Genomic DNA, 23,458 nt, shown 5'->3' with positions numbered 1-23,458 from the left:
CGGCGTCTCCTTCGGGGGAAATTGCAATTCCGGGCTCGACGGACCGGAAAGAATATATCATTTGAGAAAGCCTGACTTGGCAAGCGAGGACCCACGGCCCATGAGCGCCTATCCGACACAGCCCACCATGACCCTCTCGGACAAGACCGCCCGGCAGATCTTCGAGGAGACGCTGGCAAACCCCGCCCGGGCGAAATTCGGCTTCGGCACAAAGCTCGCCATTATCAATGTCGATCCGCAGAAAGCCTATACACGGCCGGACCTTTACCCGAAGACGGCCTACATCACCGATCCGGACCAGGTAACCCATATCAACGACATCTCAGCCGCCGCGCGCGCAAAAGGCCTGCCCGTCATCTGGACGCATGTGGCCTATATGGAGAATGCCGCCGATGCCGGTATATGGGGCACACGGACGGATACGCCGGATTCGCTCCAGAACATCAAATACGGATCAGAGCGCGCCGAGTTCGACGACCGGCTGACCATCGACCGGCGCGTCGACGCGGTCTATACGAAACGTATGCCCAGCGCCTTTTTCGAAACGCCGCTGCAGAGCTTCCTGACCTGGCACAAGGTGGACACGGTCGTTGTCACCGGCGGGTCCACTTCCGGCTGCGTGCGCGCAACGGCGGTGGACGCGCTGAGCCATGGCTATCGCACCATCGTGCCCATCGAATGCGTGGCCGACAAGCATGAGAGCTTTCACTTCGCGAACCTCACCGACCTGCTGATCAAATATGCCGATGTCGTGAAGGTGGCTGAGGTGAAGGCCTGGATCGAGGGTTATGCGAAGTGACGCAGCCTGATCCGAACCTCTATGATTACTGGCCCTATGAGGGGCGCCCGAAAATCCGCTGGCCGGGCGGCAAGAAGCTCGCCTTCTGGATCGCGCCCAATATAGAGTATTACGAATTCGACCCGCCAGCCAACCCGCAACGCGCGCCCTGGCCTCGTCCGAACCCGGACATTACCGGATATTCCCAGCGCGACTGGGGCAACCGGATCGGCCATTGGCGGCTGATGGACCTGATGGATAAGTACGATATGCGGGGGTCAATCTCGCTGTCGATCGGCCTCATCGACCATCACCCGGAAATCATCGAGGCGTGCAAGGCGCGCCGCTGGGAATTCTTCAGCCACGGCATCTACAACACCCGCTTCTCCTATGGGATGGATGAGGCGCAGGAGCGGGCGGTGATCGAGGATTCGATCCGATCGGTCGAGGCCGCGACCGGCGAGCGTATTCGCGGCTATCTCGCCCCGGCCCTGACGCATACCGAGCGTACGCTCGACCTGATCGCGGAACATGATTTCTGGTATTCCTGCGACCTGTTCCAGGACGACCAGCCCCAGCCCCTGAAAACGAAAACGGGCCGGCTCGTCTCCATGCCATATTCGCTGGAGGTGAACGACGTCATCACCTATTCCGTACAGGGATGGAGTCCGGAGCGGTATACGGATGTGCTGATCCGGCATTTTGACCAGCTGCTGAAGGAGGGCGATACCTCCGGCACCGTCATGTGCATTCCGCTGCATGCCTATCTCGTCAGCCAGCCACACCGGATCCGTGTGTTCGAGGCCGCGCTGAAACATATTGCCGCACATACAGATGATGTGTGGATCACCACGGGCGCGGAAATCGCCGCGCATTTCCGCGAGCATTACTGGGACCAGAGCCTCGCCGACATCGAAGCGCGCGGCGTTACAACGGGAGGGACCGGCTTTGCCCCTGCCTGAGGACTACCTCGCCTATCCCCGCCGCGCCCATGGCATGGACCAGGACCGCTATGGCTGGGAGCCCGCCGACCGGCGCGCGCCGCTGCAGCTGAAATCCGGCGCGAAGGCGATGACCTTCATCATTGTTCCGCTTGAGTTTTTTCCGCTTGACCCGCCAGCGAAACCCTTCAAGCATCCAGGCGCGATGGTGACGCCCTATCCGGACCTGCGCCATTATACGACGCGCGATTATGGCAACCGCGTGGGCGTATTCCGCCTGCTGACGGAACTGGAATCGGCCGGATTGAAGGCGACCTTTGCGGTTAATGCAGACCTCGCCCGGCGCTATCCGCCGCTGATCGCGCGCATCCGCGCCGGCGGGCACGAAATTGCCGCACACGGCGTTTCCACCGCGCATATCCATCATGCAGGCCTCAGCGAAGAGGAAGAACGCGCGCTTGTGCGCGAGACCCGCGACGTTTTCCCCGATGCCGTCAGCTGGATGAGCCCGGCGCGCAATGAGAGCTTCCGCACGCCGGACCTGATCCGCGAGGCGGGCTTTACGATCTGCCTCGACTGGGAGAGCGACCAGAGGCCGCTGTCCATGCAGACGGCGCATGGCGCGCTGACCTGCCTGCCGAACCATCATGAACTGTCGGACTTCCTGATGCTGACGACCCGTTCGCAGACGGAAGATTCCTGGGCGGGCCAGATCCTTGAAGCCGCCGCGCAGACCGTGGCCGAGCATGAGACACGCGGCGCGCAATGTTTCGGCTTCACGCTGACCCCTTATGTGACGGGGCTGCCCTTTCGGATTTCGGCGCTGACGCGCGTTCTGCACGGCCTTGCGGCAATGGAAGGCCTTGAGGTCGCAACGGCATCCGGCGTCGCGGCGGCCTTTGCGGAGGCAGCCCCATGACGCGGCGCGGACTGCTCATGGGCGCGGCCACCACCGCGCTCGCATCATTCGCAGGCAGATCATTTGCCGAGCCCCGGGAGGCCCCCATGCGCTATACTGCCCTCGCCCTGCAGACCGTCTGCGACGCCGTGAACCAGGACCAGACGCCGGAAGACGCACACGCAAGAATGCGCGCGGCGATTGCCCGCGTAACCGGGCAGATCATGGCGTCGAAGAACTTCCTGAAGGGCTTCAACGGGTATGACCTGAAACTCGTCGTGCTGCCCGAATACTGGATGACGGGCTTTCCCATGGGCGAGACGCGGGAGGCCTGGCAGGCCAAGGCCGCGATCCCCATGGACGGCGCCTTTCCTGACGCGCTGGCGCGCATGGCGCAGACGGCCGGAGTTTATCTGTGCTCGAACCATTATGAGACCGACCCGAACTTTCCCGCGCTCTATTTCCAGTCGAATGTCGTCTACGGACCAAATGGCGACACCGTGCTGCGCTATCGCCGCATGATTTCGCTCTATTCGCCGAGCCCGTATGATGTCTGGGACAGATACCTCGAGATTTATGGCGCCGATGCCGTCTTCCCCGTGGCCGAGACCGGGATCGGCGCGCTGGGCACGATTGCGAGCGAGGAGATCCTTTATCCCGAGATTGCGCGGATGCTGGCGTTCAAGGGCGCCGAAGTGCTGCTTCATCCGACCTCGGAAGTTGGCGCGCCGGGGCTGACGCCGAAACATATCGCCAAGAAGGCCCGCGCGATTGAAACGATGGCCTATGTCGTCTCGGCCAATTCCGCGAGCATCATCGGCACGCCGGTTCCCGCGGCCTCGACCGACGGCATGTCCATCATGCTCGACTGGTATGGCCGAACGCTGGCCGACGCGGCGGGCGGCGAGACAATGAATGCCAATGCCGTGCTGGATATCGGCGCGCTGCGCGAGACGCGGCGCAAGACCGGCATGACCAATACGCTGACACGCCTGCCGCTGGCGGCCTTTGCGCCGGCCTATGCGGGCATGGACCTTGCCCCGCCCAACCGGACGCCGGACGGGCAGATGGTATCGCGCGCCGAAGCGATTGCACAGCAACAGGCCGTGATCGACCGGCTGGTGACAAGTGGGGTCCTGAAATGACGCCTGCGGATCATTCCGTGCCGCCGCATGTTCCGAAGCCGGAGGGGACCTGCTATCTCGTGATCTGCCGGGATGGTCCGGGGGCGGCGGAATTCAGGGCGCTGCACCTGGATGGCCACCTCGAACATGTCGAGCGTCACTGGACGCGCTATGTGACCGCCGGGCCGCTGCGCGAGCCAGGCGGCGAGGCTCTGGTCGGCTCTCTCTTCCTGGTGATGGGCAACTCGCTCGCGGAGGTGAAGGCGCTGATGGAGGCCGACCCCTATCTCAGCTGCGGGATGTATGCCTCTGTAGAATATAAGGAATTCACCAATTCCATCGGGCAATTCATCGGCGGCAAGATCTGGCCGAGCCGCGAGGCGATCCGCCACCGCGCGGCCGGCGGCCCGCCGGATGATGTGCCCAAGGGGCTCAGCGGCTAGGCGCTACTGGCCCCAGCCGGGGCCGCCTGTGCCGGCTTGCAGCGCGCGGATTTCGTCCATATCCGTAGGCGGATGAAGCCACATCGGCTGCTCGGCCTCTGCCCAGGCCAGCAGTGCGGGCGGGAATGCGTCCGCACTTTCCACACGCCAGCTCAAGAGGTGATAGATCGCCTTGCCGCCGCCGGCCCAGGGCGGCAGGTCGCCGAAGCGCTGCCAGCTCATCTGGTGGGGCTCGCTGACGCTGCCTTCGGGGTGGATGAAGAAATCATAATTCTCCCACGCCTCATACTGCGCGCCGCCGGGCAGCGGGAAATTGAGGAAGAGCGGCGCGGTGAATGCCCAGCTCGTGCCGAGGCGGCGCGCCTCGATGCCATGGCTGGCGGCGATGCGCTGGATGCGCGGGGCGGCGCCCTGCTCCACTTCGGCAAAGATCAGGCCGTCTTTCATCTGGTAACGGATGACCTGGTAGGGATAGGCAATCGGGACAACGGCCTGGCCGTTATATTCGGTGAGGATCTCGCCGGTTTCGGGATCGGTATAGGTGAAGGTCTTGCGCGTCAGGTGCACGACCTCGTCGCCTGCGTTCTCCGGCCAGAGCATGCGGGAGGAATCAAAGCCCACCATGCCGAACAGTTTCTCGCCCGAGGGATAGGCATAGACCGCGCCTTCGGACACCCAGTGAACGGGCGCGCCCGTGCCGGCGCGCGCCTCGATCCAGAGGCGGAAGATGTCGGGCTCGGCCTCAGCGGCGGGCCCGGCCTCAGCAGCTGGGACGGCGGGCGGCTGTGCGATGGCCGGAGCAGCGCCGGTGGCGCCCGCGCAGGCGGCGAGCAGGAGCGCAAGAGCAGGCAAAGCCGCGCGGATCATCAGGCACCTCCAAAAGATATATCCTTTGTCAGCTTACCCGGATTTCCGCGCCCGGCAAGGGGCGGCCCGTCTCCGACCCCGAGGATACCCCCCTCTCCCGCTGCCGCGCCGGAAAGACGGGGCGGTGCATTGCATATAGGCATCACTCAGCCGATAAAGCCGGAAGACCGGATCAACTTCTATTGGAAATATGCCCCATGGCCGCCGACCTTTCCCCTGCGCTGACGGCAGACATGCTGGACGAGGCGGCCAATGCGCCGCTCTACCAGCAGATCTATGACCTCCTGCGGGCGCGCATCGTGAGCGGCGAACTCGGCCTCAACACGCGCCTGCCGGCGGAGCAGGAGCTGACCGAGATGCTGGGCGTTTCGCGCATCACCGTGAAGCGGGCGCTGAACGAGCTGGCGATTGCCGGCTTCGTGCGCCGCCAGCGGGGCATCGGCACGGTCATCACCTATGACGCCGCCGCGCCGACCGTGAAAGGCAGCTTCGAGAACCTGATCGACGGGCTGACGCGGATGGGCGTGGAGACGCAGGTGCAGCTGCTCGACTGCACGATGGGCTCGGCAAGCCCGGCGATCTGCGAGACGCTGGAACTGCCCAAGGGTTCGGCCGTACAGCGCATCGTGCGCCTGCGGCGGCTGGCGGGGGAGCCGTTTTCCTACCTGGTGACGTATATTCCGGCGGATGTGGCCGAGGGCTATTCGGAAGATGAGCTGGCGACGGAATCGCTGATCAAGCTGCTGGAAAAGGCCGGCCATGCGCCTGTGGAAGCCGAGCAGACGATCATGGCGGAGCCGGCCGAGCCGGCGGTGGCGGCCAATCTGGGCGTGGCGCCGGGCTCGCCGCTCCTGCGCATCCACCGCATTATGCGCGACCGGAAAGGCCGGCCCGTGCAGGACATTACCGCGCATTACCGCTCCGACCGGTTCCAGTATCACATGCGCCTGACGCGCGACACCGCGCGGCAGAAGGACTGGAAGACCGACAGCTGAGGCGGGTGCCTGCTGCGCAGGCAGCGCGGGGCACCGGCGCGGGCCAGCGGCAGGGCGCTCTTGCCATCGGCGCCGGTTCGCGCGATTAAAAGATATATCTTTTGATCGCGAGCCCCCGGCGGATGCCAGACCTTGCCCTTTTCACGCTCTTGCACCTGCTCGTCTTTGTCTATTGGCTGGGCGGGGATCTGGGAGCGTTCTATACCAGCCGCTTCCTGATCCGGCCGGGCGTGAGCGCGGACCGGCGGCTGATGGCGGCGAAGATCGTCGGCGATGTGGACATGGCGCCGCGCACCGCGCTGATCCTGGCGCTGCCGACGGGGCTGAGCCTTGCGGCGGCGAAGGGATGGCTGGCGATGGGCCCGGCGGTGATGGCGGCGCTGTGGGCGGGATCGCTCGCCTGGCTCGCGCTCGCCTGGGCGATCCACAACCGGCATGGCGCCGCGCCGATGGCCTGGCGGCAGGCGGACCTGATGATCCGCTGGCTGATGATTGCGGGGCTTGTGGCCGCCGCGGCGTGGAGCCTTTCCGGCGCGGGCGGCGGGGACGGCTTACCCTTGTTCCTGTCGCTGAAGCTCTTGGCGCTGGCGGGGTGCACGGGCCTCGGGCTTTACATTCGCGCGGTGCTGGCGCCGCTGGGGCCGGCGCTGATGGGACTGACCGGGCCGGACGCAGCGGGCGCGGAGGCAAGCCTTGCCGCGACGCTGAACCGTGCGCGGCCGCTGGTTGTCTGTATCTGGGCGCTGCTGATCGCGGCCGCCGCCCTCGCCCTTTTCAAACCGATCTGACCTGCCGGAGGATTTGCCCATGGACACCGCCACGATCCCTGCACCGCTGAAGGACCAGCTCCGGCAGATCCTCGGCGAAGCGGGGTACTCTGAGGATGTAGCCCTCCGCAGGCTGATGAGCCAGGATATCTGGGCGGCGGGCGTCACCGCCGATTTTGTGATCGCTCCGGACACGGTCGATGCGCTGCAAGCCGCTGTACGCGCCTGTCATGGCGCGGGCGTCGCCCTGCATCCGCGCGGCGGGGGCATGTCCTATACCAGCAGCTTCACCCCGGACCGGGCCGGCACGGGCATCCTTGACCTTTCCCGCCTCAACCGGATCGTGGAGATCAATGCCGCCTCCATGTATGTGACCGCCGAGGCGGGCGTGACCTGGAAACAGCTCTATGATGCGCTCAAGCCCCTTGGCCTGCGCACGCCCTTCTGGGGGCCCTTGTCGGGCCTCTCTTCCACCGTAGGCGGAGGGGTTTCGCAGAACAATGCCTTCTTCGGGGCCGGCACCTATGGCACGACGGGCGACAGCGTGATGGGGCTGACAATCATTCTCGCCGATGGGACGCGCGTGCGCACCGGCACCGGCGCCACCCGGGTGGGCAAGCCGTTCTGGCGTTCCTATGGCCCTGACCTGACGGGGCTTTTCTGCGGCGATTCCGGCGCGATGGGCATCAAGGCGGAAGTCTCCTTCCGGCTTGTTCCGTGGCCGGAGCATGAGGACTGGGCGTCCTTCGAGTTTTCCAGCCGGGACGGATGCGCCGAAGCGATGGCGGCCGTCGCGCGCGAGAACATCGCCTGCGAAGTGTTCGGCTTTGACCCTGCGCTGACGCGCGTGCGCCTGAAGCGCGCCTCGCTGGCCGCCGACACGAAGACGCTCGCCAATGTCATGAAGGCGCAGGGCAGCCTGCTCAAGGGCCTGCAGGAAGGCGCAAAGGTGGCCCTCGCCGGGCGCAACTTCATGGAAGCGGAGAGCTGGAGCCTGCATGTCATCGTCGAGGGCCGCTCGAAAGCCGGTGTCGCCGAGGACATGAAGCGGCTGAAAACCATCTGTGAACGCCATGGCGGAAAGGAGACGGAGAATTCCATCCCGAAGATCATCCGGGCCAATCCGTTCACCGCGCCGAACACGATCCTCGGGCCAGAGGGTGAACGCTGGGTGCCCGTGCACGGAATTGTCGCCATGGAGGACGGCCCGAAAATGTGGGCGGCGCTCGACGCCTATTTTGCGTCGATCACAGACGAAATGGCCCGTCACCGGATCGAGCATGGCTATCTCGTCACCACCCTCTCCACCACCGGCTACCTGATCGAGCCGGTCTTCCTCTGGCCGGAGGAACTGCTTGAAATCCATGAGGAATTCGTTGAACCGGCACATCTCAAAAAGCTCAAACGCCATGCCTCAAACCCCGAAGCCACGGAAGCGGTGAAGCGCGCGCGGCGCGGCGTGATCGACCTGTTCGATTCCTTCGGCGCGGCACATTTCCAGATTGGCCGATCTTATCCGTATGCCGATATTCTGGATACGGCATCTCTGGACCTCTTGAAGTCCATCAAGGCACTTCTGGATCCGAACGCCACCATCAATCCGGGAGCGCTTGGCCTGTGACACCCCGCACCCTCCCCGTCCGCAACCCGCGCACCGGCGAAATGGACTACGCCATCGAGGCAGCCGGCGCGGAGGAGATCGCCGCCATTGCTGCCCGCCTGCGTAGCGCACAGAAAGCCTGGGCCGCCCGGCCGCTGGAGGAGCGCACAATAGCGCTTGTCCGCCTCGCGGACGCCCTCGCCGCGCACCGGGGCGCCATCACAGCCGCATTGGAAATCGACACTGGCCGGCGCCGCATCGCCGGCATGGAACTGGACGGCGCCGTCGCCAGCCTGCGCGGATGGGCCGCGCAGGCACCGCACTTGCTGCCCGAAGGCTGGACCGAAGGGCGCTCCGCTCCGCATATCCGCCATGCGCCGCAATTTGTTCCGTATGCAGTCGCGGGCGTCATCTCGCCCTGGAATTTCCCGCTGACGCTGTCGATGATTGATACGATCCCTGCCCTGCTCGCGGGATGCGCCGTGATGATCAAGCCTTCGGAGGTGACACCTCGTTTCATCCGCCCGCTGATGGAAGCGATAGAATCTGCGGGCCTCAGCGATGTGCTCACGCTGGTATCCGGTGACGGCGCGACCGGCGCGGCCCTGATCGAGGCTGTGGATGTCATCTGCTTCACCGGCTCCGTTGCCACGGGGCGCAAGGTTACCGCTGCTGCGGCCGCGCGGATGATCCCCGCTTTCCTCGAGCTCGGCGGCAAGGACCCGCTGATCGTCACCGCCAGCGCGGATATCGGGCAGGCAACCGACGCTGCGCTGCGCGGCTCTGTCCTCTCGACCGGGCAGGCCTGCCAGTCCATCGAGCGGATTTATGTGGACGCGCAGATACAGGCCGAATTCCTCAGCCGCCTGACAGAAAAAGCCGCCGCCGTACGCCTGAACTGGCCGGACATCACAGCCGGCGAGATCGGCCCCATCATCTTCGAACGGCAGGCCGATATACTCCGGGCACAAATCGACGACGCGACCGCCAAGGGCGCACGCATCCTGACCGGCGGAGAGATTGAGACACTTGGCGGCGGGCTCTGGCTGAGGCCGACAGTGCTGACGAATGTCAGCCATCAGATGGCCGTGATGACGGAAGAAACGTTCGGGCCCATCCTGCCAGTGATGGCATTTTCCAGTGTTGAGGACGCCATCCAGCTCGCCAATGATACCGTGTACGGCCTATCGGCAGCGGTCTTCGCCGGCACGCTGGAGGAGGCCGAGGCAATCGGCCGCAGGATCGAGGCGGGCGCCGTGAGCCTCAACGATGCCGCGCTGACCGGCCTGTTCCATGAAGCGGAGAAACATTCATTTCGTCTGTCCGGCCTCGGCGGCAGCCGGATGGGGCCGGCGGGCTTCCAGCGCTTCTTGCGCCGCAAGGCGCTGATCGCTAACACGGGCGCGCCTGCCCCATTGTCCGCTTTCGCCGAGGATGCCTGAATGAGCCTGCCGATCCGCCTTGATGCCGCCGCGCCGCTGGGCGAAATCATCCTCAACAGGCCCGAGCGCCGCAACGCCCTTTCGGTCGACATGTGGAGCGCAATCCCCGGCCTCGTTGCCGAGGCCAATGCGAATCCGGACATCAAGGTCATCCTCCTGCATGGCGGAGAAGCAGGCGCATTTGCTGCGGGTGCGGACATTTCCGAATTCGAGTCGATCTATGCCACGGAGGCGTCCGCGCGCGCCTCCGGACAGCGCATCGCTGAAGCCCTGGACGCGATCGAGACGAGCGAAAAGCCCGTGATCGCCGCCATTGAAGGCGCCTGTGTTGGCGGCGGCGTGAGCCTTGCCATGGCCGCAGATTTGCGGATCGCAGGCGCCGCAGCAAAGTTTGGCGTCACCCCTGGAAAGCTCGGCCTCGTCTATCCCGCCGGTGACACGCGGCGGCTTCTGGCGGCCATCGGCCCGGGCGCGACGAAGGATATCTTGTTCACGGGACGGATCTTCTCAGCCGAAGACGCCCTGACGATCCGGATGATCGACCGGATGGTGGACACCGGGAGCGCGCTGGCGGCTGCGCGGGCGTGGGCCATGGACATTGCCGGCATTTCCCAATGGTCTGTCCGCGCCACCAAGCGGATGATCCGTGGGCTGCAATCTGGATGGACCGAAGAGACCGAGGCTGCTCAGGCGCTTTTCCTGCAAGGCTTTGCCAATGAGGATTTCCAGGAGGGCTACCGCGCCTTTCTCGCCAAGCGGCCAGCGGCGTTCACATTCCGCTAGAAACCCGGCGGCAACGGCGGCAGCCCGAACACCTGCTCCACCGCCTCCGCAAAATCAAGCAGGCGCGAATCGGCGCCTTGTGGTCCAATAACTTGCACCGATAACGGAAGCCCTTCCGGGCTGAGGCCGGTATACACTGCGGCGGCAGGCAGGCCTGCGAGGTTTGCCCATGCGGTGAAATCTGCCTGCGTTTCCGGGACGGGCGCATCAAAGGAAAAGGCCGTCTGCGGAGCAACTGGTGCGATGACAAAATCATGTGCCTCGAAGACTGCAGGCGCCGAAGCGGCAATGGCACAGATATGTTCGTAGGCGGCGGCCACCCGGTCCGGGGCCTGCGCAGCGCCCCATTCCAACAGCTTGCGGAAGAGCGGTGAAAAGCCGTCCGGATTTTGCTTCAGCCGTTCCGCATGAATGGCATGCGCTTCGACCTCGGACACAAGAAGCCCTGCGCGGCGGGATAGCGAAGACGCATAGATCGGAGGCGTAAAGGCCTTCGTGGTTGCACCCGCAGCTTCCAGTTTGGCCAGAGCGCGATGGAAGCCGTCCTTTACAGCGGGATCAATCATTGCCTTGCCTGCCTCAGCCCAGACCCCGATCCTGAGACCTTCAAGCGGCAGGCGGGAGGCGGGCGCTTCCGCCCCCGACATGACTGCGAGGACCTTCCGTAGGCTGTCTATATTGCGCGCATGCGGGCCGATCGTGTCCAGCGTCTCTGACAGGGCCAGCACCCCCCGGTTGGACAGGACACCGGGACCGGGCTTGAACCCCTGAACACCGCAATAGGCGGACGGGATGCGCACGGAACCCATCGTATCGGACCCGAGCGCTACATTGCAGAGGCCTGCTGCAACCGCAGCGCCGGAGCCGCCGGATGATCCGCCCGGTGTATAGCCTTCTTTCCACGGATTAACCGTACGCCCGAAGAAGGCGTTGTCTGTCGTGGCACCGAGCGCGCCTTCATGCATATTGACGATGCCGAGAATGACCGCGCCCGATGCCTTCAGCCGCCGGACGACCTCTGCATCTTCTTGTGCAATATCATCCCTGTAGGCGCCGATGCCTGCATGATGAGGCAGGCCTGTGACGGCGATGTTCGCCTTGACGGCGATGCACCACCCATCGATTTGCGACAGCGGCTTTCCGGCGGCGACGCGGGCTTCCGAAGCCGCCGCGTCTGTTTCCGCGGCATCGAGGCGCAGGTGGAGGTAGGCGTTCAGCGCGGGATTGAATGCGCGGATACGCTCCGCATAATGATGGAAGCGCTGGAGCGGCATCATTTGAAGCGCTCATCGATCAGGCGGATGGGCTTCTGGCGAACTTCAGTCTGGGTGAGGCCCGCAAGGTCGCCGGGCGAGGCAATCTCGACACCAACGTCAATCCCGATACGGGATTTGAGCAGCGCGCGAAGGCGGTCTGCCACCGAACTGTCGGCCCCGTTCGTGATTTCGGCGGCGACGATAAATTCGTCGCGGCCGGTCTCGTCCCGGCGGGCCTTGCAGATGAATTCACCGGCAAAGGCAGGATCCTCTTCGAGGATCGGGCCCATTGCCTGCGGGAAGATGTTGATGCCCCGGATTTTCACCATGTTGTCCGAACGGCCAAGGAAGCCTTCGATCCGCTGGAAGTTTACCCCGATGCTTGAGGCGCCGGGTTTGAGGCGGGTGACATCATGGGTGTTGAAGCGGATAATGGGGTAGATATCGTCCTTGTAGAGACAGGTGACAATCATGTCGCCTTCAGCGCCTTCCGGCACGGGCTTTCCGGTGTCGATATCCCCGATTTCGAGATATTGCGCATCCTCCATGACATAGAGACCGTCCCGGTCCGGACCTTCACCCGCGATGCAACCGGTGTCGCCAACGCCGTACCAGTCGAAACAGGCTGCGCCGCCCCAGGCTTCGGAGAGGGTTTCCTTGTCTTCGCGGCCGAGATGGCCGGAGATCATGCGGATCTTCAGGTCACGGACGGGGTCGATGCCCTGCTCGGCTGCAACGCGGGCGAGTTTCTTGATGTAGTCGGCAAAGCCGACGATGACGGTGGCGCCGAAATCGCGCATCAGGGCGACCTGGCGGACGGAAGGCGTTTCGACACCCGTGCCGGCGGAAAGAAACAGCGCGCTGGTCCAGTGGGTGACGGATTCGCGCACATAATGGCCGCCATTGATCATGCCATGACCATAGACGGAGTGGACGACATCATCCGGGCGCAGGCCCTGGAAGCGGTAAAGCCGGCCCAGGAGCAGGTTCTGCACTTCGCGGGACTTGGCGCCGAACAGCAGCACTTGCGGCGTGCCGGTTGTGCCGGAGGTCGTGTGCAGGATGACGGGTGGGCGGGCGCCTTCGCCATAGGCTTCAAAGCCGCCGAAATCGCCCAGCGGCGGATTGCGCGCGATCGAGTCCATGATGTCGCTCTTGTCGAAGCTCGGAAGTTGCGGGAGCGTTTCGAGGCCTTTGATGTCGCCGGGCTGGATACCGGCATTGCCCCAGTGGCGGCGATAGAATTCGGTCTGCCAGGCACGGGCGACCAGGCGGGCAAAGAGGCGTTCCTGATGCGCACGGATTTCATCGCGGGATTTGCGGGCGAAGGCAAGGAAGGCGTCGCCTACCGGATGATCGGCCTGCATGGCGGCCCAATCGACCGAGTTGAAGTAAGTGTTGTGTCCATCAGTCATCGGATTACTCCATTGAGCCAGCAGCGAGGCGCGCGAGGCGGCCCGCATCATCGAGGGTTTCAAGATTTGCGATGGCGCGGATCACCGCGTCTTCGATATCAGCGCGCGGCGCGCCGAAGCCGAAGGCGCAGCAGGCGCGGAATTTTCCGGCATTGTCCTCGGGGCTGAGCGGATCAGCCGGAGAGCCATACAGGCTTGTTATCGTGAAGGTTTCTTCGGCGCCGGAGGCAAGGCGAAGGGTGAGGGTCTGCGGCGTGAAGGCGGCCGGGTTGGTCTGGCCGTCCTCGATCACGGTGATGCGTTCACTGAGTTTTGCAATGTCGTCGCGGGCGAGGGATTCTGCCGAAAAATCTGCAAGGCCGACGCGGCCATCGGTCAGGGCGAGGGCGCCGGAATAGGCGTAGCAGAGGCGCGCATAGCTGGCGGTCATGCCGGGATGGGCCGGGCGGCCGACGAGGCGTTTGATCAGGGGCGGCGCGGTGAGTGTGGCGGAGGCGATGTCCCCGGGGCGGATGCCGGCGGCGCGTGCTTTCAGCGCGAGGACGATGCCGCCCTGGGCAGCGCGGCCTGTCGGGAACGGCTTATGGCTGACTTCCGCGATGCGGAAAACCTTGCCTAGCGAAGCGAGAACAGGAGCAAGGTCCGTTTCATCCTCATACAGAGCGAGATAGCCGAAGGGGCCTTCAAGGCTGAATTCGGCGGCGTCCATGCCGGCGGCGGCAAGATCGCACGCCATGACGGCGCCGCGCGCGGCATTGGCGATCTGCACCGGCAGGGCGGGCTTGCCTTCGGCGTGGGCCTGCATCGTGCCGGAGGCGAAGGCGAGCGCATAGCCGAGCGCGCGGCGGGCTTCATCCTCGGTAAAGCCGCGCAGGCGGGCGGCGCCCAGGGTAGCCCCAAAGATACCTGCCGTGGCCGGACGGAAAAATTTCAGCGGCGTCTTGGCGGCGATGCCGAGGCCTGTGGCGACATCGACGGCTGCGGCGAGGGCCGCGCCAAACTCGCAGCCGGAGACTTCGCTCACCTGTTGCGCGGTGGCCATCAGGGCGGCGAGGATGGTGGCCATCGGGTGGACGACGGCGGGCTCGTGCACACAGTCGAACTCCTGGCAATGGATCTGGAAGCCATTGATGAAGGCGGCGTTGGCGGGGGTGGTTGTGTAGCTCTCCCGGCCCCAGACATGGGCGCGCCCTGCCCCGGCCCAGTTTGCGGCGGCGGCTCGGATATTATCCGTGAGCGGAGCCCCTGCGCCGGCGATGCCGACACCAAGAGAATCGAGGAGGAAGGTTTTCACCGCCTCCTGCGCGGGCGGCGACATTGCATCCCAGCGGAGCCCGAGGGCGTGGCGGATGAAGAGGATTTCGGCGCCGAGGCTCATGCCAGCACCTGCTGGATGAGGGCGAGGAAGCGCGGCGAGGCGGCGGGCGCCTCGGTGATGAGGGCAGCGGCGACATCGGCTGAGATGCCGCCGGCCTGAAACAGGCTGGCCGCCTTGGCGCGGACCTGTTCCTCCGTCACCGGATTTTCCGGGTCACCGAGCGCATCGGGCACAGCGATGCGGCGGGCGCCGCACGTGACGGCTGTGCCGAAGCGGGCGGGGTAAGCGTCATTGAATTCCGGCGTTGCGGCGACAGATATTCGCGCGCGGAGGCCGGCGATTTCGGGATTACCCAGGGCTTCGGTCGCAAAGTCTGAAAGCTGGGGCGCGCCGCGCAGGAGGGTGACCGCCACGGAATGCTGGAGCGAGAATTTCGCCTCGATCACCGTGCGCGGGGCAGGCTTGTCGCAGAAGACGAGCGCGTCCTGGTATGTTTCGATACGGATGGTTTCCTCCGGCCCCGGAGCGCCTGCTTCAGCGCGCAAGGCGAGCGCGGCATCAATCGCGGCGTGGGCGTGGCGGCAGGCCGGCCAGGGCTTGAAGCTGACCTCGTGGATGCGCCAGCCCGGCATCGGCGCGGCCACGCCGCCCGGCTCTGCACCGGGGCACATGGCAGCGAAGAAGCCTTGCGGACCTTCAAGGATCGTCAGGGGTCCGAGGAATCCGGCGGCTGCAAGACGCGCCGCCTCCAGCCCCGCGCGGGCGGCGGCTGCGGTGTGCAGCTGCTTGCCCATGCTGGCGGGTTCGTGCCGCGTCTGCCAGAGGCCAGCGGACTGGCTGAGCGCGAGGGCGAGGGCGTGGGCCGTCTCCTCCTCGCTGAGGCCGAGGAGGCTGGCGCAGGCGGCCGCCGCGCCGATGGCGCCGCAGGTGCCGGTCGTGTGCCAGAGGGCATAGTGGGCGTTGCCGGTGGCGCGGCCGAGGCGGATGGTGGCTTCATAGCCGCGCACGATGGCGCTGAGCAGGGCCTCTCCGCCGGCGCCCGTCTCTATCGCAAGCGCGAGGGCGGCGGGGATGATCGCGGGGCCAGGATGCAGGCGCGCGCGCTTGTCGACATCGTCCATCTCGAGAATGTTGCCAAGGCCGCCCCAGGCGAAGGCGCGGGCGCTGGCGGTGGCGTCCATCCCGCTGAGGAGGATGCGCCCGGCCGGTTCTGCCCGGCCTGCGGCGGCGCAGCCGGCCCAGTCGAGGAGGTGCAGCCCCGCGCGGGCCCGGTCGCCCTCGCTGACGGGCGCGGCGAGGTGCGCGGCCAGCTGCCGAGTGAGCGGCGCGGGGGTCTCGGGAAGGGCGGAAGTTTGTCCGGACATTTTCGGTGTGTACCACGCGCTCCCGTCATGCGAAAACCTGTTTTTGGCCGCCAGGAGCCTCGCGGGAGCATTATTTGATATACCAAAGTCTGTCTGAAGCGTTTCGCACGTTCCGTGGGCGTTTGCCAGAGCGCGCGCGCCTCTATGTGGGCGGGTGCAGCGGAGATCCGCTGGCGCTGGCGGATGTGATTCGGGCCGCGCCGGACCTGGCCGGGGGCGTCACTTTCCTCGGCGTCTGGATCCCCGGCATCAACCGCACCGACTGGGCCGCGCTGTCGCCGGGCGCGTGGGCGGAGACGATTTTCCTCGCCCCGGATTACCGGGCAGGCTTCGAGGCGGGGCGCACGCGTTTCCTGCCCATCCCCTACACGCAGGCCTGGCCCTGGCTGTGCGAAACGCCGCTCGACGGGTCGGTGGTGATGGTGTCGCCGCCCGATGGTTCCGGAGAGGTGTCGCTGGGGGTGAGCCCGGATTTTGCGCCGGCGGTGCTGGCGCGGGGCGAGGTGCCCGTACTGGGGATCATCAATCCGCACATGCCGGCGGCGCGGGACAGTGTGCGCGTGCCGCTCTCGCGCTTTGCGATGCTGGCAGAGGATGCGCGCCCGCTGGTGGAGGTGGCGCCCGCCGCGCTGCCGCCCGCGTTTGAGGCGATTGCCCGGCATATCGCCGGGATGATCGAGGCCGGCGATACGCTGCAATTCGGTCTCGGCAATGTGCAGCAGGCGGTGTTGACAGAGCTGGCCGGGCGGCGGGGGCTCCGCATCCATTCGGGCATGGTGTCCGATCCGGTCCGTGGGCTGATGGACGGGGACCCGGATATCGACATCACGACCGGCATTGCGGTGGGCTCGGCAGCGCTTTATGCGCGGCTTGCTTCGGCGAAAAATGTGCGGTTCCGGCCGGTGATCGAGACGCACAGCCTCTCTGTGCTGGCGGCGATCCCGCGCTTTACCGCGATAAATTCCCTGATCGAGATTGACCTGTTCGGCCAGGCGAACGCCGAATTCATGGGCGGGCGGCAGGTGTCGGGCCTTGGCGGGCTTGTCGATTTTCTGCGCGGGGCGGGCCTCTCGCCCGGCGGGCGGGGCATCACGGCGCTCGCCTCCACGGCGAAGGGCGGCGCGGTGAGCCGCATCGTGGCGCGCCTCGCGCCCGGCGCGACGAGCATCGCGCGCACCGATCTCGACATCGTGGTGACCGAGCACGGCGCCGCGCGCCTGAAAGGCCGCGACATTGACGCACGCGCCGAAGCGCTGATCGGGATTGCCGATCCCGCGCATCGTGCCAGATTAAGCGATGAGTGGAGCCGGATAAGGAGCCGGATGTGACGACGACGCCCCTGCCCCGATACCGTCAGATTGCGGATGAGCTGCGCGAGGCGATTGCCTCTGGCCGGCTGAAACCGGGCGACGCGCTGCCGACAGAAATGGAGTTGTGCGCCGCGCGGGACATCTCGCGCCACACGGCGCGGGAGGCGCTGCGCCTGCTTACCGAGGACGGCCTGATCGCGCGGCGGCGCGGAGCAGGAACGGTCGTGACCCAGCCGCCGGCGCCGGCTTTTGCCCAACCCATCGGCGACTTCGACTCGATCCTGCAATATGCCCGCGACGCGGCCTTCCTGCCCGACCGGGCGCGGCCGGCGACGGCCGGCGAAGCCAAACGCCTCGACCTGACCGGCGCTTTTACGGCCTATCCGGGCCTGCGCCGGGCGAGCGGAGCCGCGCCGCTGGCGATCACCACGATTTATGTTTTGGATGCCCTTGCTCCGCCGCTCGAGGCCGTCCGTGCGCTGACGGGCTCCATCTCGGAATGGGTGGAAAATGCGCATGACGTCTCTGTCGCCAGCGTGACGCAGCGGATGGAGGCAGTCGCGCTGACGAAGACCGACGCGGCCAAACTGGGCGTGGCCGAAGGTTCGCCTGCGCTGCGCACGCTGCGGCGGTATACAGACGTTTCGGGGCGGACAATCCTCGTCTCCGAAAGCCTGCATCCGGCCGGGCGCTTTGCCTATGAGATGAAAATGACCCGCCAGCGCAAATGACGCGGCCGGCTCAGCCGGTGCGTGATTCTTCGCACAGCGTGCGCCGGTAAAGCTGGCCTTCTCGGAACCAATGCCAGGTGCGCGCGCGGTGGCGCCCGCCTTCGCCAAGGATGATCACCTCGACGAAATAGGCGCCGGGTTCGTCCTTGCGCATCAGGTTCAGCATCAGGTGGCCGCCTTCTGTCTCCCAGCTGCGCCCGGTAAAAGTCGGCGTGTCGTAGAACAAATGATCGCCCCGGTCGAGGCCGTCGAAGCTCGCGGCTGAGTGCGCGCCCTCCGGCGTCCAGAGTTCCGTCGTCTGACGGTAGAAGACGTTGCCGTCATCTGGAAATTCACAGGTGACGCGGGAACGGAACCGCCCCTCCTCACTGCCATCGGCGGCGATATGGCGGTAAACGCCTTCCCAGATGCCTTCATGGGCCCGGTGGGCGGGAAACCGTGTCATCAGATCGTGCCCTTTTCCTTCAGCTTCCGGATCGTATCGGGCGAAAGGCCGGCTTCGGCAGCAATGGCTTCGGAATGCTCACCGAAGGCGGGCAGCGCCGGATTGGGCCGGGGTGGTTCATTCATGAAGCGGATCGGCGGACCGACATGGCGGTTGCCGCTCGCATCGCTGAAGACCATGCCGCGCTCCGCCGTGAACGGATCATCGAAGGCGTCCTTCAGGCTGCGCACCGGCGCCCAGCAGCAATCGACTGGCTGGAGGAACTCGGTCCAGTACGCCAGCGTGTTCGCGGAAAAAGTCTCGCGGAAGAAGGCCTTCAGCGGCTCCTGCCCATCGCCGGGCGGGATCTTGGCATAGTCCAGCAGGTCCGGCCGGCCGAGGGCACTGAGCAGGTTTTCGGCAAACTTGACTTCGGATCCGCCGATCACGACGAAGCCACCATCCGAGGTCGGATAGATCGAATTCATCGCCGCGCCGCCAAAGCTGCGCATCTTCTTGGGCTCCGGCGCTTCGCCCTTGCCGAAGGTCGGCCCCAGAACATTCGGCGTCCAGGCGATGGCCGCGTCATACATCGACATGTCGATATAGTCGCCCGCACCGGTCTTCTCGCGCCGATAGAGCGCCATCAGGATCGCCGACAGCGCCATCAGCGAGGCGGCGGAATCCGCAAAGGGCACCGGCGGCGGCGCGGGCTGGTTGTCCGTCAGGCCGCGGCCAAGATCCATGAGGCCCGTCATCGCCTGCACGACCAAATCATGCGCGGGCTTCTGCACATGCTGGCCGGTTTGTCCGAAGGCGGAGATTGAGCAATAGACGATGCGCGGATTGCGCGCGGCAACCGCCGCAAAGTCCACGCCGAGCCGCTTGACCACGCCGGGCCGGAATGCCTCGACAAACACGTCCGCCGTCTCCGCGAGCTTCAAAAGAAGCTCAACGCCGGCAGGATCCTTCAGGTTCAGCTTCAGGCTGCGCTTGCCGCGCGCGATGTTGCGGAACCAGACGGTGGTGCCGTCCGGCGTGCGCTCGCCGATCTCGCGCACCGGTTCGCCGACGCCATTGGCGGGCTCGACCATGATCACATCGGCGCCATGATCGGCCATCATCATCGTCATGTGCGGACCCGGCAGGAAGGCCGACAGGTCCAGAACTTTGAGGCCTTCGAGTTTCATCTCGGCGCGTCTCCCGGGTGGTTTCTTGGATGGCCGCGTGACTAGTCTGCGCCGGGGCGCTGCGTCAATTCCTCGGTCTGTTCGCCAAGGGCCGGCGCGCGGGCGCTGCGCGGGCGCTGGCCATTGACGCGGAAAGGTGAGGCGAGCGTGCGAAGCCCTTGCGGCAGGGTGGGATGGTCGACGGTTTCGATCATCTGCGTTTCCGCCAGGTAAGGATTTTCGAGGGCGCGGGCGATGTCCAAGACCGGCGCAAACGGCACTTCGCCCGCGAAATGCGCGGTCCATTCGGCGCTCGTCCGCTGGCTGAGCACCTTGTCGACCTCTTCGGTCAGCGCGGCGAGATTCTCATGCCGCGCGGGATTGGTCGCAAAGCGGGGATCGGCTTTCAGGTGCGCGGCGCCCGTCCGTTCACAGAACAGATCCCAGAATTTCGGCGTCTGGCACATCAGAAGGCCCCAGCCATCCTTTGTTTTCACCAGCTGGCTCGGCGCGATGGAGGGATGCGCGCCGCGCGGCAGGCGGCGGGTCTCATGGCCGCGGTTCAGATACCAGGTGGCGGGATAGGAAAGCTGGTGCAGCGCGGTGTCGAACAGGGTGACATCAACATCGCAGCCCTGCCCTGTCTTCTGAGCACTGAGGATGCCGGCGAGGAGGGCCGTGGCAAGATGGCTGCCCGTGTGGAAGTCCACGATGGAGAGACCGCAGCGCACGGGCGGGCCTTCGGGCTCCCCGGTGGCGAGCATGAAACCGGCTTCGGCCTGCATCAGATAGTCATAGCCCGGCCAGCCAGCGCGGGAATTGTCCCGTCCGTAGGCGGAAAGATGAGCGCAGACGATGCGGGGATTGATGGCTTTCAGCGATGCATGGTCGAGGCCGAGCTTTGCCGGCTGGTCACCGCGCAGATTGTTGGCGACGGCATCGGCGGAGGCGACAAGTTGATTGAAGGCTCCGCGGCCCGCTTCGCTCTTGAGGTCAAGGTCTACCGATTTTTTGCCCTTGGAGAAGGTCTGGAAAAAATCCGAATCGCCTTCGCCGAGATAGTATGGGCCGACGGCACGGGAGACGTCCCCGCCGCGCGCGCCGTCCTCGATCTTGATGACTTCGGCGCCAAAGTCTGCCAGCAGCTGCGTGCCATAGGGGCCCGCGCCATACTGCTCGACTGACAGTATACGGATGCCTTCGAGGAGCCGCGTCATGCCGGGTTGCGCTTCACGAGCTGTTTGGAAATTATGATGCGCTGCATCTCGTTTGTGCCTTCGCCGATGCACATCAATGGCGCGTCGCGGTAGAGCCGCTCGATGACATATTCCTTGGAATAGCCATAGCCGCCATGAATTCGCATCGCTTCGGTGGCAACTTCCACGGCGGTTTCGGAGGCGAAGTATTTCGCCATGCCGGCTTCCATGTCCACGCGCTCGCCCCGGTCGAAGGCGGCGGCGGCGTCCTGCACGAGCAGTTCGGCGGCGCGCGTCTTGGCGGCCATCTCGCCGAGTTTCAACTGGATCGCCTGATGCTCGCAGATCGGCTTGCCCATCGTCTTGCGCAGCTGGGCGTATTTCACGCTTTCCTTCAGCGCGCGGCGGGCAATGCCGACAGAGCGCGCGGCGATATTGATGCGGCCGATCTCCAAACCGCCGGTCGCCATGAAGAAGCCTTCGCCTTCCTTGCCGCCGACGAGGGAGAGGTCCGCATCGCACTCATAATCCTCGAAAATGAATTCGCCAGAATCGATGCCCTTGTAACCGAGCTTTTCGAGCTTGCGGCCATTCTTGACGCCTTTCAGCGGCGCGCGGGTTTCCGGGTCGATCTTCGGCGTGATCAGCATCGACATGCCCTTATAGCGGGGCTGGGCGTCCGGATCGGTCTTGACGAGAAGGGCGACGCAGTGGCCTTCGATGGCGTTCGAAATCCAGGTCTTTGTTCCGTTCACGATGTATTTGTCGCCCACGCGGCGGGCCACCGTGCGGATGCCCTGAAGGTCTGTTCCGGCATCCGGCTCTGTCAGGCCGAGCGCGCCGCGGATTTCGCCGGTTGCGAATTTCGGAAGCCAGTAGGCTTTCTGCTTCTCCGTGCCGAATTTCTGCACGACGAGCGCCATCATGAGATGCGAGTTGAAGATGCCGGTCAGGCTCATCCATTCCTCGGCGATCAGCGTGACGATGCGCGAATAGGTCGTCGCCGACAGGCCGAGACCGCCATATTCCGGCTCGATCAGCGCGCCGAACAGGCCCAGCTCGGCCATGTCCTCGACGAGGTCCGCAGGCCAGACATTGTCATGCTCGAGCTGCATCGCGACGGGCGCGACCTTCTTCTCGATCCATTTCTCGATGCTGGCGAGGATCTGGCGCTCGTCTTCCTCGGTGAGATGCGTGCTGTCCGCCATCTGATTGTCTCCTGAAAATCCGTATCCGGTCTTAATAATTGCCAACCTTGTCCTCGACCGCGTGGCCACGCGCCGGGATCAACATGTTGCGCTTGAAGGTGCACACCATGGTGCCATCCTGGTTGAAACCGCGCGTGACGATGGTGACGATGCCCTGACCCGGGCGGCTCTGGCTTTCGCGTTTCGCCAGCACTTCGCTCTCGCCATAAAGCGTGTCGCCAGCAAAGACAGGCGCGGTGAATTTCACTTCGTCCATGCCGAGATTGGCGATGGCCTTCTGCGAACAATCGGTCACGCTCATGCCGATCAGCAGCGCCAGCGTATAGGGGCTGACCACAAGGTTACGCTTGAACTCAGAGGCCTTGGCAAACTCCGCATCGAAATGCATCGGATGGGTGTTCAGCGTCAGCAAGGTGAAGAGGTGGTTGTCATATTCGGTGACGGTCTTGCCGGGGCGATGCTCATAGATGTCGCCCACATGGAAATCCTCGAAATAGCGCCCGAATGTTTCCCGGTAGCGGTTCGGGGCGACTTCTTTCCAGTTCTGTACCATGATGAATTATGTTCCCTGCACTGATTTTGGGACTGATTCTGCGCGGGCGAGCACGCGCTCGGCCGCGAGGATGACGGGGCGGTCGACAAGCTTGCCCTTGTGGAGCACGGCGCCGCCGGTGGACGCATTCAGCGAGGCAATGATCGCACGCGCGTCGGCAATCTCCGCTTCGGTCGGCGTGAAGGCGGCGTTGACGGCAGCAACCTGGTCCGGATGGATGCAGGCGCGGCCTGAAAAGCCCATGCGCCGCGCGCGGGCGGTGTAATCGCCTAGCCCGGCTTCGTCCTTCACATCAAGGTAGGGCACATCATAGGCGGGCACGCCGGCTGCGGCAGAGGCGGCTGAGATCAGCGCGCGCGGGGTGATCATCGCGTCCCAGTCGGCAAGGTCGGCGCCGAGGCTGGCGGAATAATCCGCGCCGCCGAACAGCACGCCGCCCTTCGCCTGCGCGGCGACGGCGCTCACTTCAGCGAGGCCCCGCCCGCTTTCAACGACGGCAATGAGAGGAATGCCGGAGCCGAGGGCTTCGGTCACGATCTCGAGGTCCACGCCGGTCTCTGCCTTCGGCACCATGAGGAAGGCGAGGCGAGCGAGCGCGGGCGAGCCTGCAAAGGCGGCAATGTCGGCGCAGCCATAAGCGGTGCGCGGAGAATTGATCCGCACGCCGATAGTCCCGGCTTCCGGAGCGGCAACGGCCACCCAGTCCAGCACAGCGGCGCGGGCGCTGTCCTTGTCCGCCGGCAGAACGGCGTCTTCAAGGTCGATGATGATCGTGTCGGCCCCGGCAGCGGCGGCCTTGGCGAAACGGTCTGGCCGCGCGCCGGGCACGAAGAGCAGCGAGCGAAAGGCTTGAATCATGGCCGGCGGTCCGCAAAA

General features: G+C 65.2%; 23 protein-coding genes. 12 read left to right on the top strand and 11 right to left on the bottom strand.

Translation table 11 applies throughout. From position 1 onward, the window contains the following. The first annotated feature begins 127 nt into the window (after positions 1 to 127). The 5 genes from ACK4SV_RS00260 (at position 128) to ACK4SV_RS00240 (ending at position 4,184) form a co-directional block, all read left to right on the top strand. The gene (locus ACK4SV_RS00260; protein WP_409915936.1) at positions 128 to 799 is read left to right on the top strand and encodes an isochorismatase family protein; all 672 of its coding nucleotides are present in this window, start codon (positions 128 to 130) and stop codon (positions 797 to 799) included. Then, on the top strand, positions 796 to 1,740 hold the full coding sequence (locus tag ACK4SV_RS00255; protein ID WP_409915775.1) for a polysaccharide deacetylase family protein: 945 nt from the start codon (positions 796 to 798) through the stop codon (positions 1,738 to 1,740). The genes ACK4SV_RS00260 and ACK4SV_RS00255 overlap by 4 nt, the downstream gene beginning before the upstream one ends. Further along, complete coding sequence (locus ACK4SV_RS00250) at positions 1,727 to 2,638, top strand: polysaccharide deacetylase family protein (RefSeq protein WP_409915774.1); 912 nt, start codon at positions 1,727 to 1,729, stop codon at positions 2,636 to 2,638. Before ACK4SV_RS00255 ends, ACK4SV_RS00250 begins: the two co-directional genes overlap by 14 nt. Before the next feature lie 86 nt (positions 2,639 to 2,724). Next, entirely contained in the window at positions 2,725 to 3,762 is a 1,038-nt protein-coding gene (locus ACK4SV_RS00245; RefSeq protein WP_409915773.1) for a nitrilase-related carbon-nitrogen hydrolase, read from the top strand. Further along, positions 3,759 to 4,184 (top strand): YciI family protein, encoded by a 426-nt coding sequence (locus tag ACK4SV_RS00240; RefSeq protein ID WP_409915772.1) that lies wholly within the window; start codon positions 3,759 to 3,761, stop codon positions 4,182 to 4,184. The genes ACK4SV_RS00245 and ACK4SV_RS00240 overlap by 4 nt, the downstream gene beginning before the upstream one ends. 3 nt (positions 4,185 to 4,187) lie before the next feature. On the opposite strand, the gene ACK4SV_RS00235 is transcribed toward ACK4SV_RS00240, so the two are convergent. Beyond that, the gene (locus tag ACK4SV_RS00235; protein WP_409915771.1) at positions 4,188 to 5,051 is read right to left on the bottom strand and encodes a DUF1838 family protein; all 864 of its coding nucleotides are present in this window, start codon (positions 5,049 to 5,051) and stop codon (positions 4,188 to 4,190) included. Positions 5,052 to 5,248: 197 nt separating this feature from the next. Between ACK4SV_RS00235 and ACK4SV_RS00230 the strand changes: the two genes are divergently transcribed. From ACK4SV_RS00230 to ACK4SV_RS00210, 5 genes are all read left to right on the top strand, one after another. Continuing rightward, entirely contained in the window at positions 5,249 to 6,046 is a 798-nt protein-coding gene (locus tag ACK4SV_RS00230) for a GntR family transcriptional regulator (RefSeq protein WP_409915770.1), read from the top strand. A 122-nt stretch (positions 6,047 to 6,168) separates the two neighbouring features. After that, positions 6,169 to 6,834, top strand: coding sequence for a hypothetical protein (locus ACK4SV_RS00225; RefSeq protein WP_409915769.1), 666 nt, complete (start codon positions 6,169 to 6,171; stop codon positions 6,832 to 6,834). Between the two features lie 19 nt (positions 6,835 to 6,853). Then, positions 6,854 to 8,434: an FAD-binding oxidoreductase gene (locus ACK4SV_RS00220; RefSeq protein WP_409915768.1), complete on the top strand. Its 1,581-nt coding sequence runs from the start codon at positions 6,854 to 6,856 to the stop codon at positions 8,432 to 8,434. Beyond that, the gene (locus ACK4SV_RS00215; RefSeq protein WP_409915767.1) at positions 8,431 to 9,855 is read left to right on the top strand and encodes an aldehyde dehydrogenase family protein; all 1,425 of its coding nucleotides are present in this window, start codon (positions 8,431 to 8,433) and stop codon (positions 9,853 to 9,855) included. Before ACK4SV_RS00220 ends, ACK4SV_RS00215 begins: the two co-directional genes overlap by 4 nt. After that, complete coding sequence (locus tag ACK4SV_RS00210; protein WP_409915766.1) at positions 9,856 to 10,638, top strand: enoyl-CoA hydratase/isomerase family protein; 783 nt, start codon at positions 9,856 to 9,858, stop codon at positions 10,636 to 10,638. It begins immediately after the preceding gene. Here ACK4SV_RS00210 and ACK4SV_RS00205 read toward each other — a convergent pair. From ACK4SV_RS00205 to ACK4SV_RS00190, 4 genes are read right to left on the bottom strand one after another with little or no spacing between them, the layout of a single operon-like run. Then, a complete protein-coding gene (locus ACK4SV_RS00205; RefSeq protein ID WP_409915765.1) occupies positions 10,635 to 11,915 on the bottom strand; it encodes an amidase in 1,281 nt (426 codons plus the stop codon). The genes ACK4SV_RS00210 and ACK4SV_RS00205 overlap by 4 nt on opposite strands. Then, positions 11,912 to 13,309 carry a phenylacetate--CoA ligase family protein gene (locus tag ACK4SV_RS00200; protein ID WP_409915764.1) on the bottom strand — a complete coding sequence of 466 codons (1,398 nt, stop codon included), beginning with the start codon at positions 13,307 to 13,309 and terminating at the stop codon, positions 11,912 to 11,914. Before ACK4SV_RS00200 ends, ACK4SV_RS00205 begins: the two co-directional genes overlap by 4 nt. A gap of 4 nt (positions 13,310 to 13,313) precedes the next feature. Then, positions 13,314 to 14,687, bottom strand: a complete 1,374-nt coding sequence (locus ACK4SV_RS00195) for an MmgE/PrpD family protein (RefSeq protein WP_409915763.1) — start codon at positions 14,685 to 14,687, stop codon at positions 13,314 to 13,316. Beyond that, positions 14,684 to 15,991: an MmgE/PrpD family protein gene (locus ACK4SV_RS00190; RefSeq protein WP_409915762.1), complete on the bottom strand. Its 1,308-nt coding sequence runs from the start codon at positions 15,989 to 15,991 to the stop codon at positions 14,684 to 14,686. The genes ACK4SV_RS00195 and ACK4SV_RS00190 overlap by 4 nt, the downstream gene beginning before the upstream one ends. 74 nt (positions 15,992 to 16,065) lie before the next feature. Between ACK4SV_RS00190 and ACK4SV_RS00185 the strand changes: the two genes are divergently transcribed. After that, positions 16,066 to 17,319: an acetyl-CoA hydrolase/transferase family protein gene (locus ACK4SV_RS00185; RefSeq protein ID WP_409915761.1), complete on the top strand. Its 1,254-nt coding sequence runs from the start codon at positions 16,066 to 16,068 to the stop codon at positions 17,317 to 17,319. Then, a complete protein-coding gene (locus tag ACK4SV_RS00180; RefSeq protein ID WP_409915760.1) occupies positions 17,316 to 18,032 on the top strand; it encodes a GntR family transcriptional regulator in 717 nt (238 codons plus the stop codon). The genes ACK4SV_RS00185 and ACK4SV_RS00180 overlap by 4 nt, the downstream gene beginning before the upstream one ends. A gap of 10 nt (positions 18,033 to 18,042) precedes the next feature. Here the strand turns inward: ACK4SV_RS00180 and ACK4SV_RS00175 are convergent, their stop codons facing one another. From ACK4SV_RS00175 to ACK4SV_RS00150, 6 genes are read right to left on the bottom strand one after another with little or no spacing between them, the layout of a single operon-like run. Continuing rightward, the gene (locus ACK4SV_RS00175; RefSeq protein WP_409915759.1) at positions 18,043 to 18,477 is read right to left on the bottom strand and encodes a hypothetical protein; all 435 of its coding nucleotides are present in this window, start codon (positions 18,475 to 18,477) and stop codon (positions 18,043 to 18,045) included. Further along, positions 18,477 to 19,646 (bottom strand): CaiB/BaiF CoA transferase family protein, encoded by a 1,170-nt coding sequence (locus ACK4SV_RS00170; RefSeq protein ID WP_409915758.1) that lies wholly within the window; start codon positions 19,644 to 19,646, stop codon positions 18,477 to 18,479. Before ACK4SV_RS00170 ends, ACK4SV_RS00175 begins: the two co-directional genes overlap by 1 nt. A 41-nt stretch (positions 19,647 to 19,687) precedes the next feature. Continuing rightward, complete coding sequence (locus ACK4SV_RS00165; protein ID WP_409915757.1) at positions 19,688 to 20,842, bottom strand: CaiB/BaiF CoA transferase family protein; 1,155 nt, start codon at positions 20,840 to 20,842, stop codon at positions 19,688 to 19,690. Then, positions 20,839 to 22,029: an acyl-CoA dehydrogenase family protein gene (locus ACK4SV_RS00160; RefSeq protein WP_409915756.1), complete on the bottom strand. Its 1,191-nt coding sequence runs from the start codon at positions 22,027 to 22,029 to the stop codon at positions 20,839 to 20,841. Before ACK4SV_RS00160 ends, ACK4SV_RS00165 begins: the two co-directional genes overlap by 4 nt. Positions 22,030 to 22,060: 31 nt before the next feature. Beyond that, positions 22,061 to 22,582: a MaoC family dehydratase gene (locus ACK4SV_RS00155; RefSeq protein ID WP_409915755.1), complete on the bottom strand. Its 522-nt coding sequence runs from the start codon at positions 22,580 to 22,582 to the stop codon at positions 22,061 to 22,063. Between the two features lie 6 nt (positions 22,583 to 22,588). Further along, a complete protein-coding gene (locus ACK4SV_RS00150) occupies positions 22,589 to 23,440 on the bottom strand; it encodes an HpcH/HpaI aldolase/citrate lyase family protein (protein WP_409915754.1) in 852 nt (283 codons plus the stop codon). Positions 23,441 to 23,458: the final 18 nt, after the last annotated feature.

It is taken from the genome of Hyphomonas sp., from assembly GCF_046313735.1.
GTDB lineage: Bacteria > Pseudomonadota > Alphaproteobacteria > Caulobacterales > Hyphomonadaceae > Hyphomonas.
Note: the sequence above shows the minus strand (reverse complement) of the source record. Positions and strands in the feature narration are given on the sequence as shown.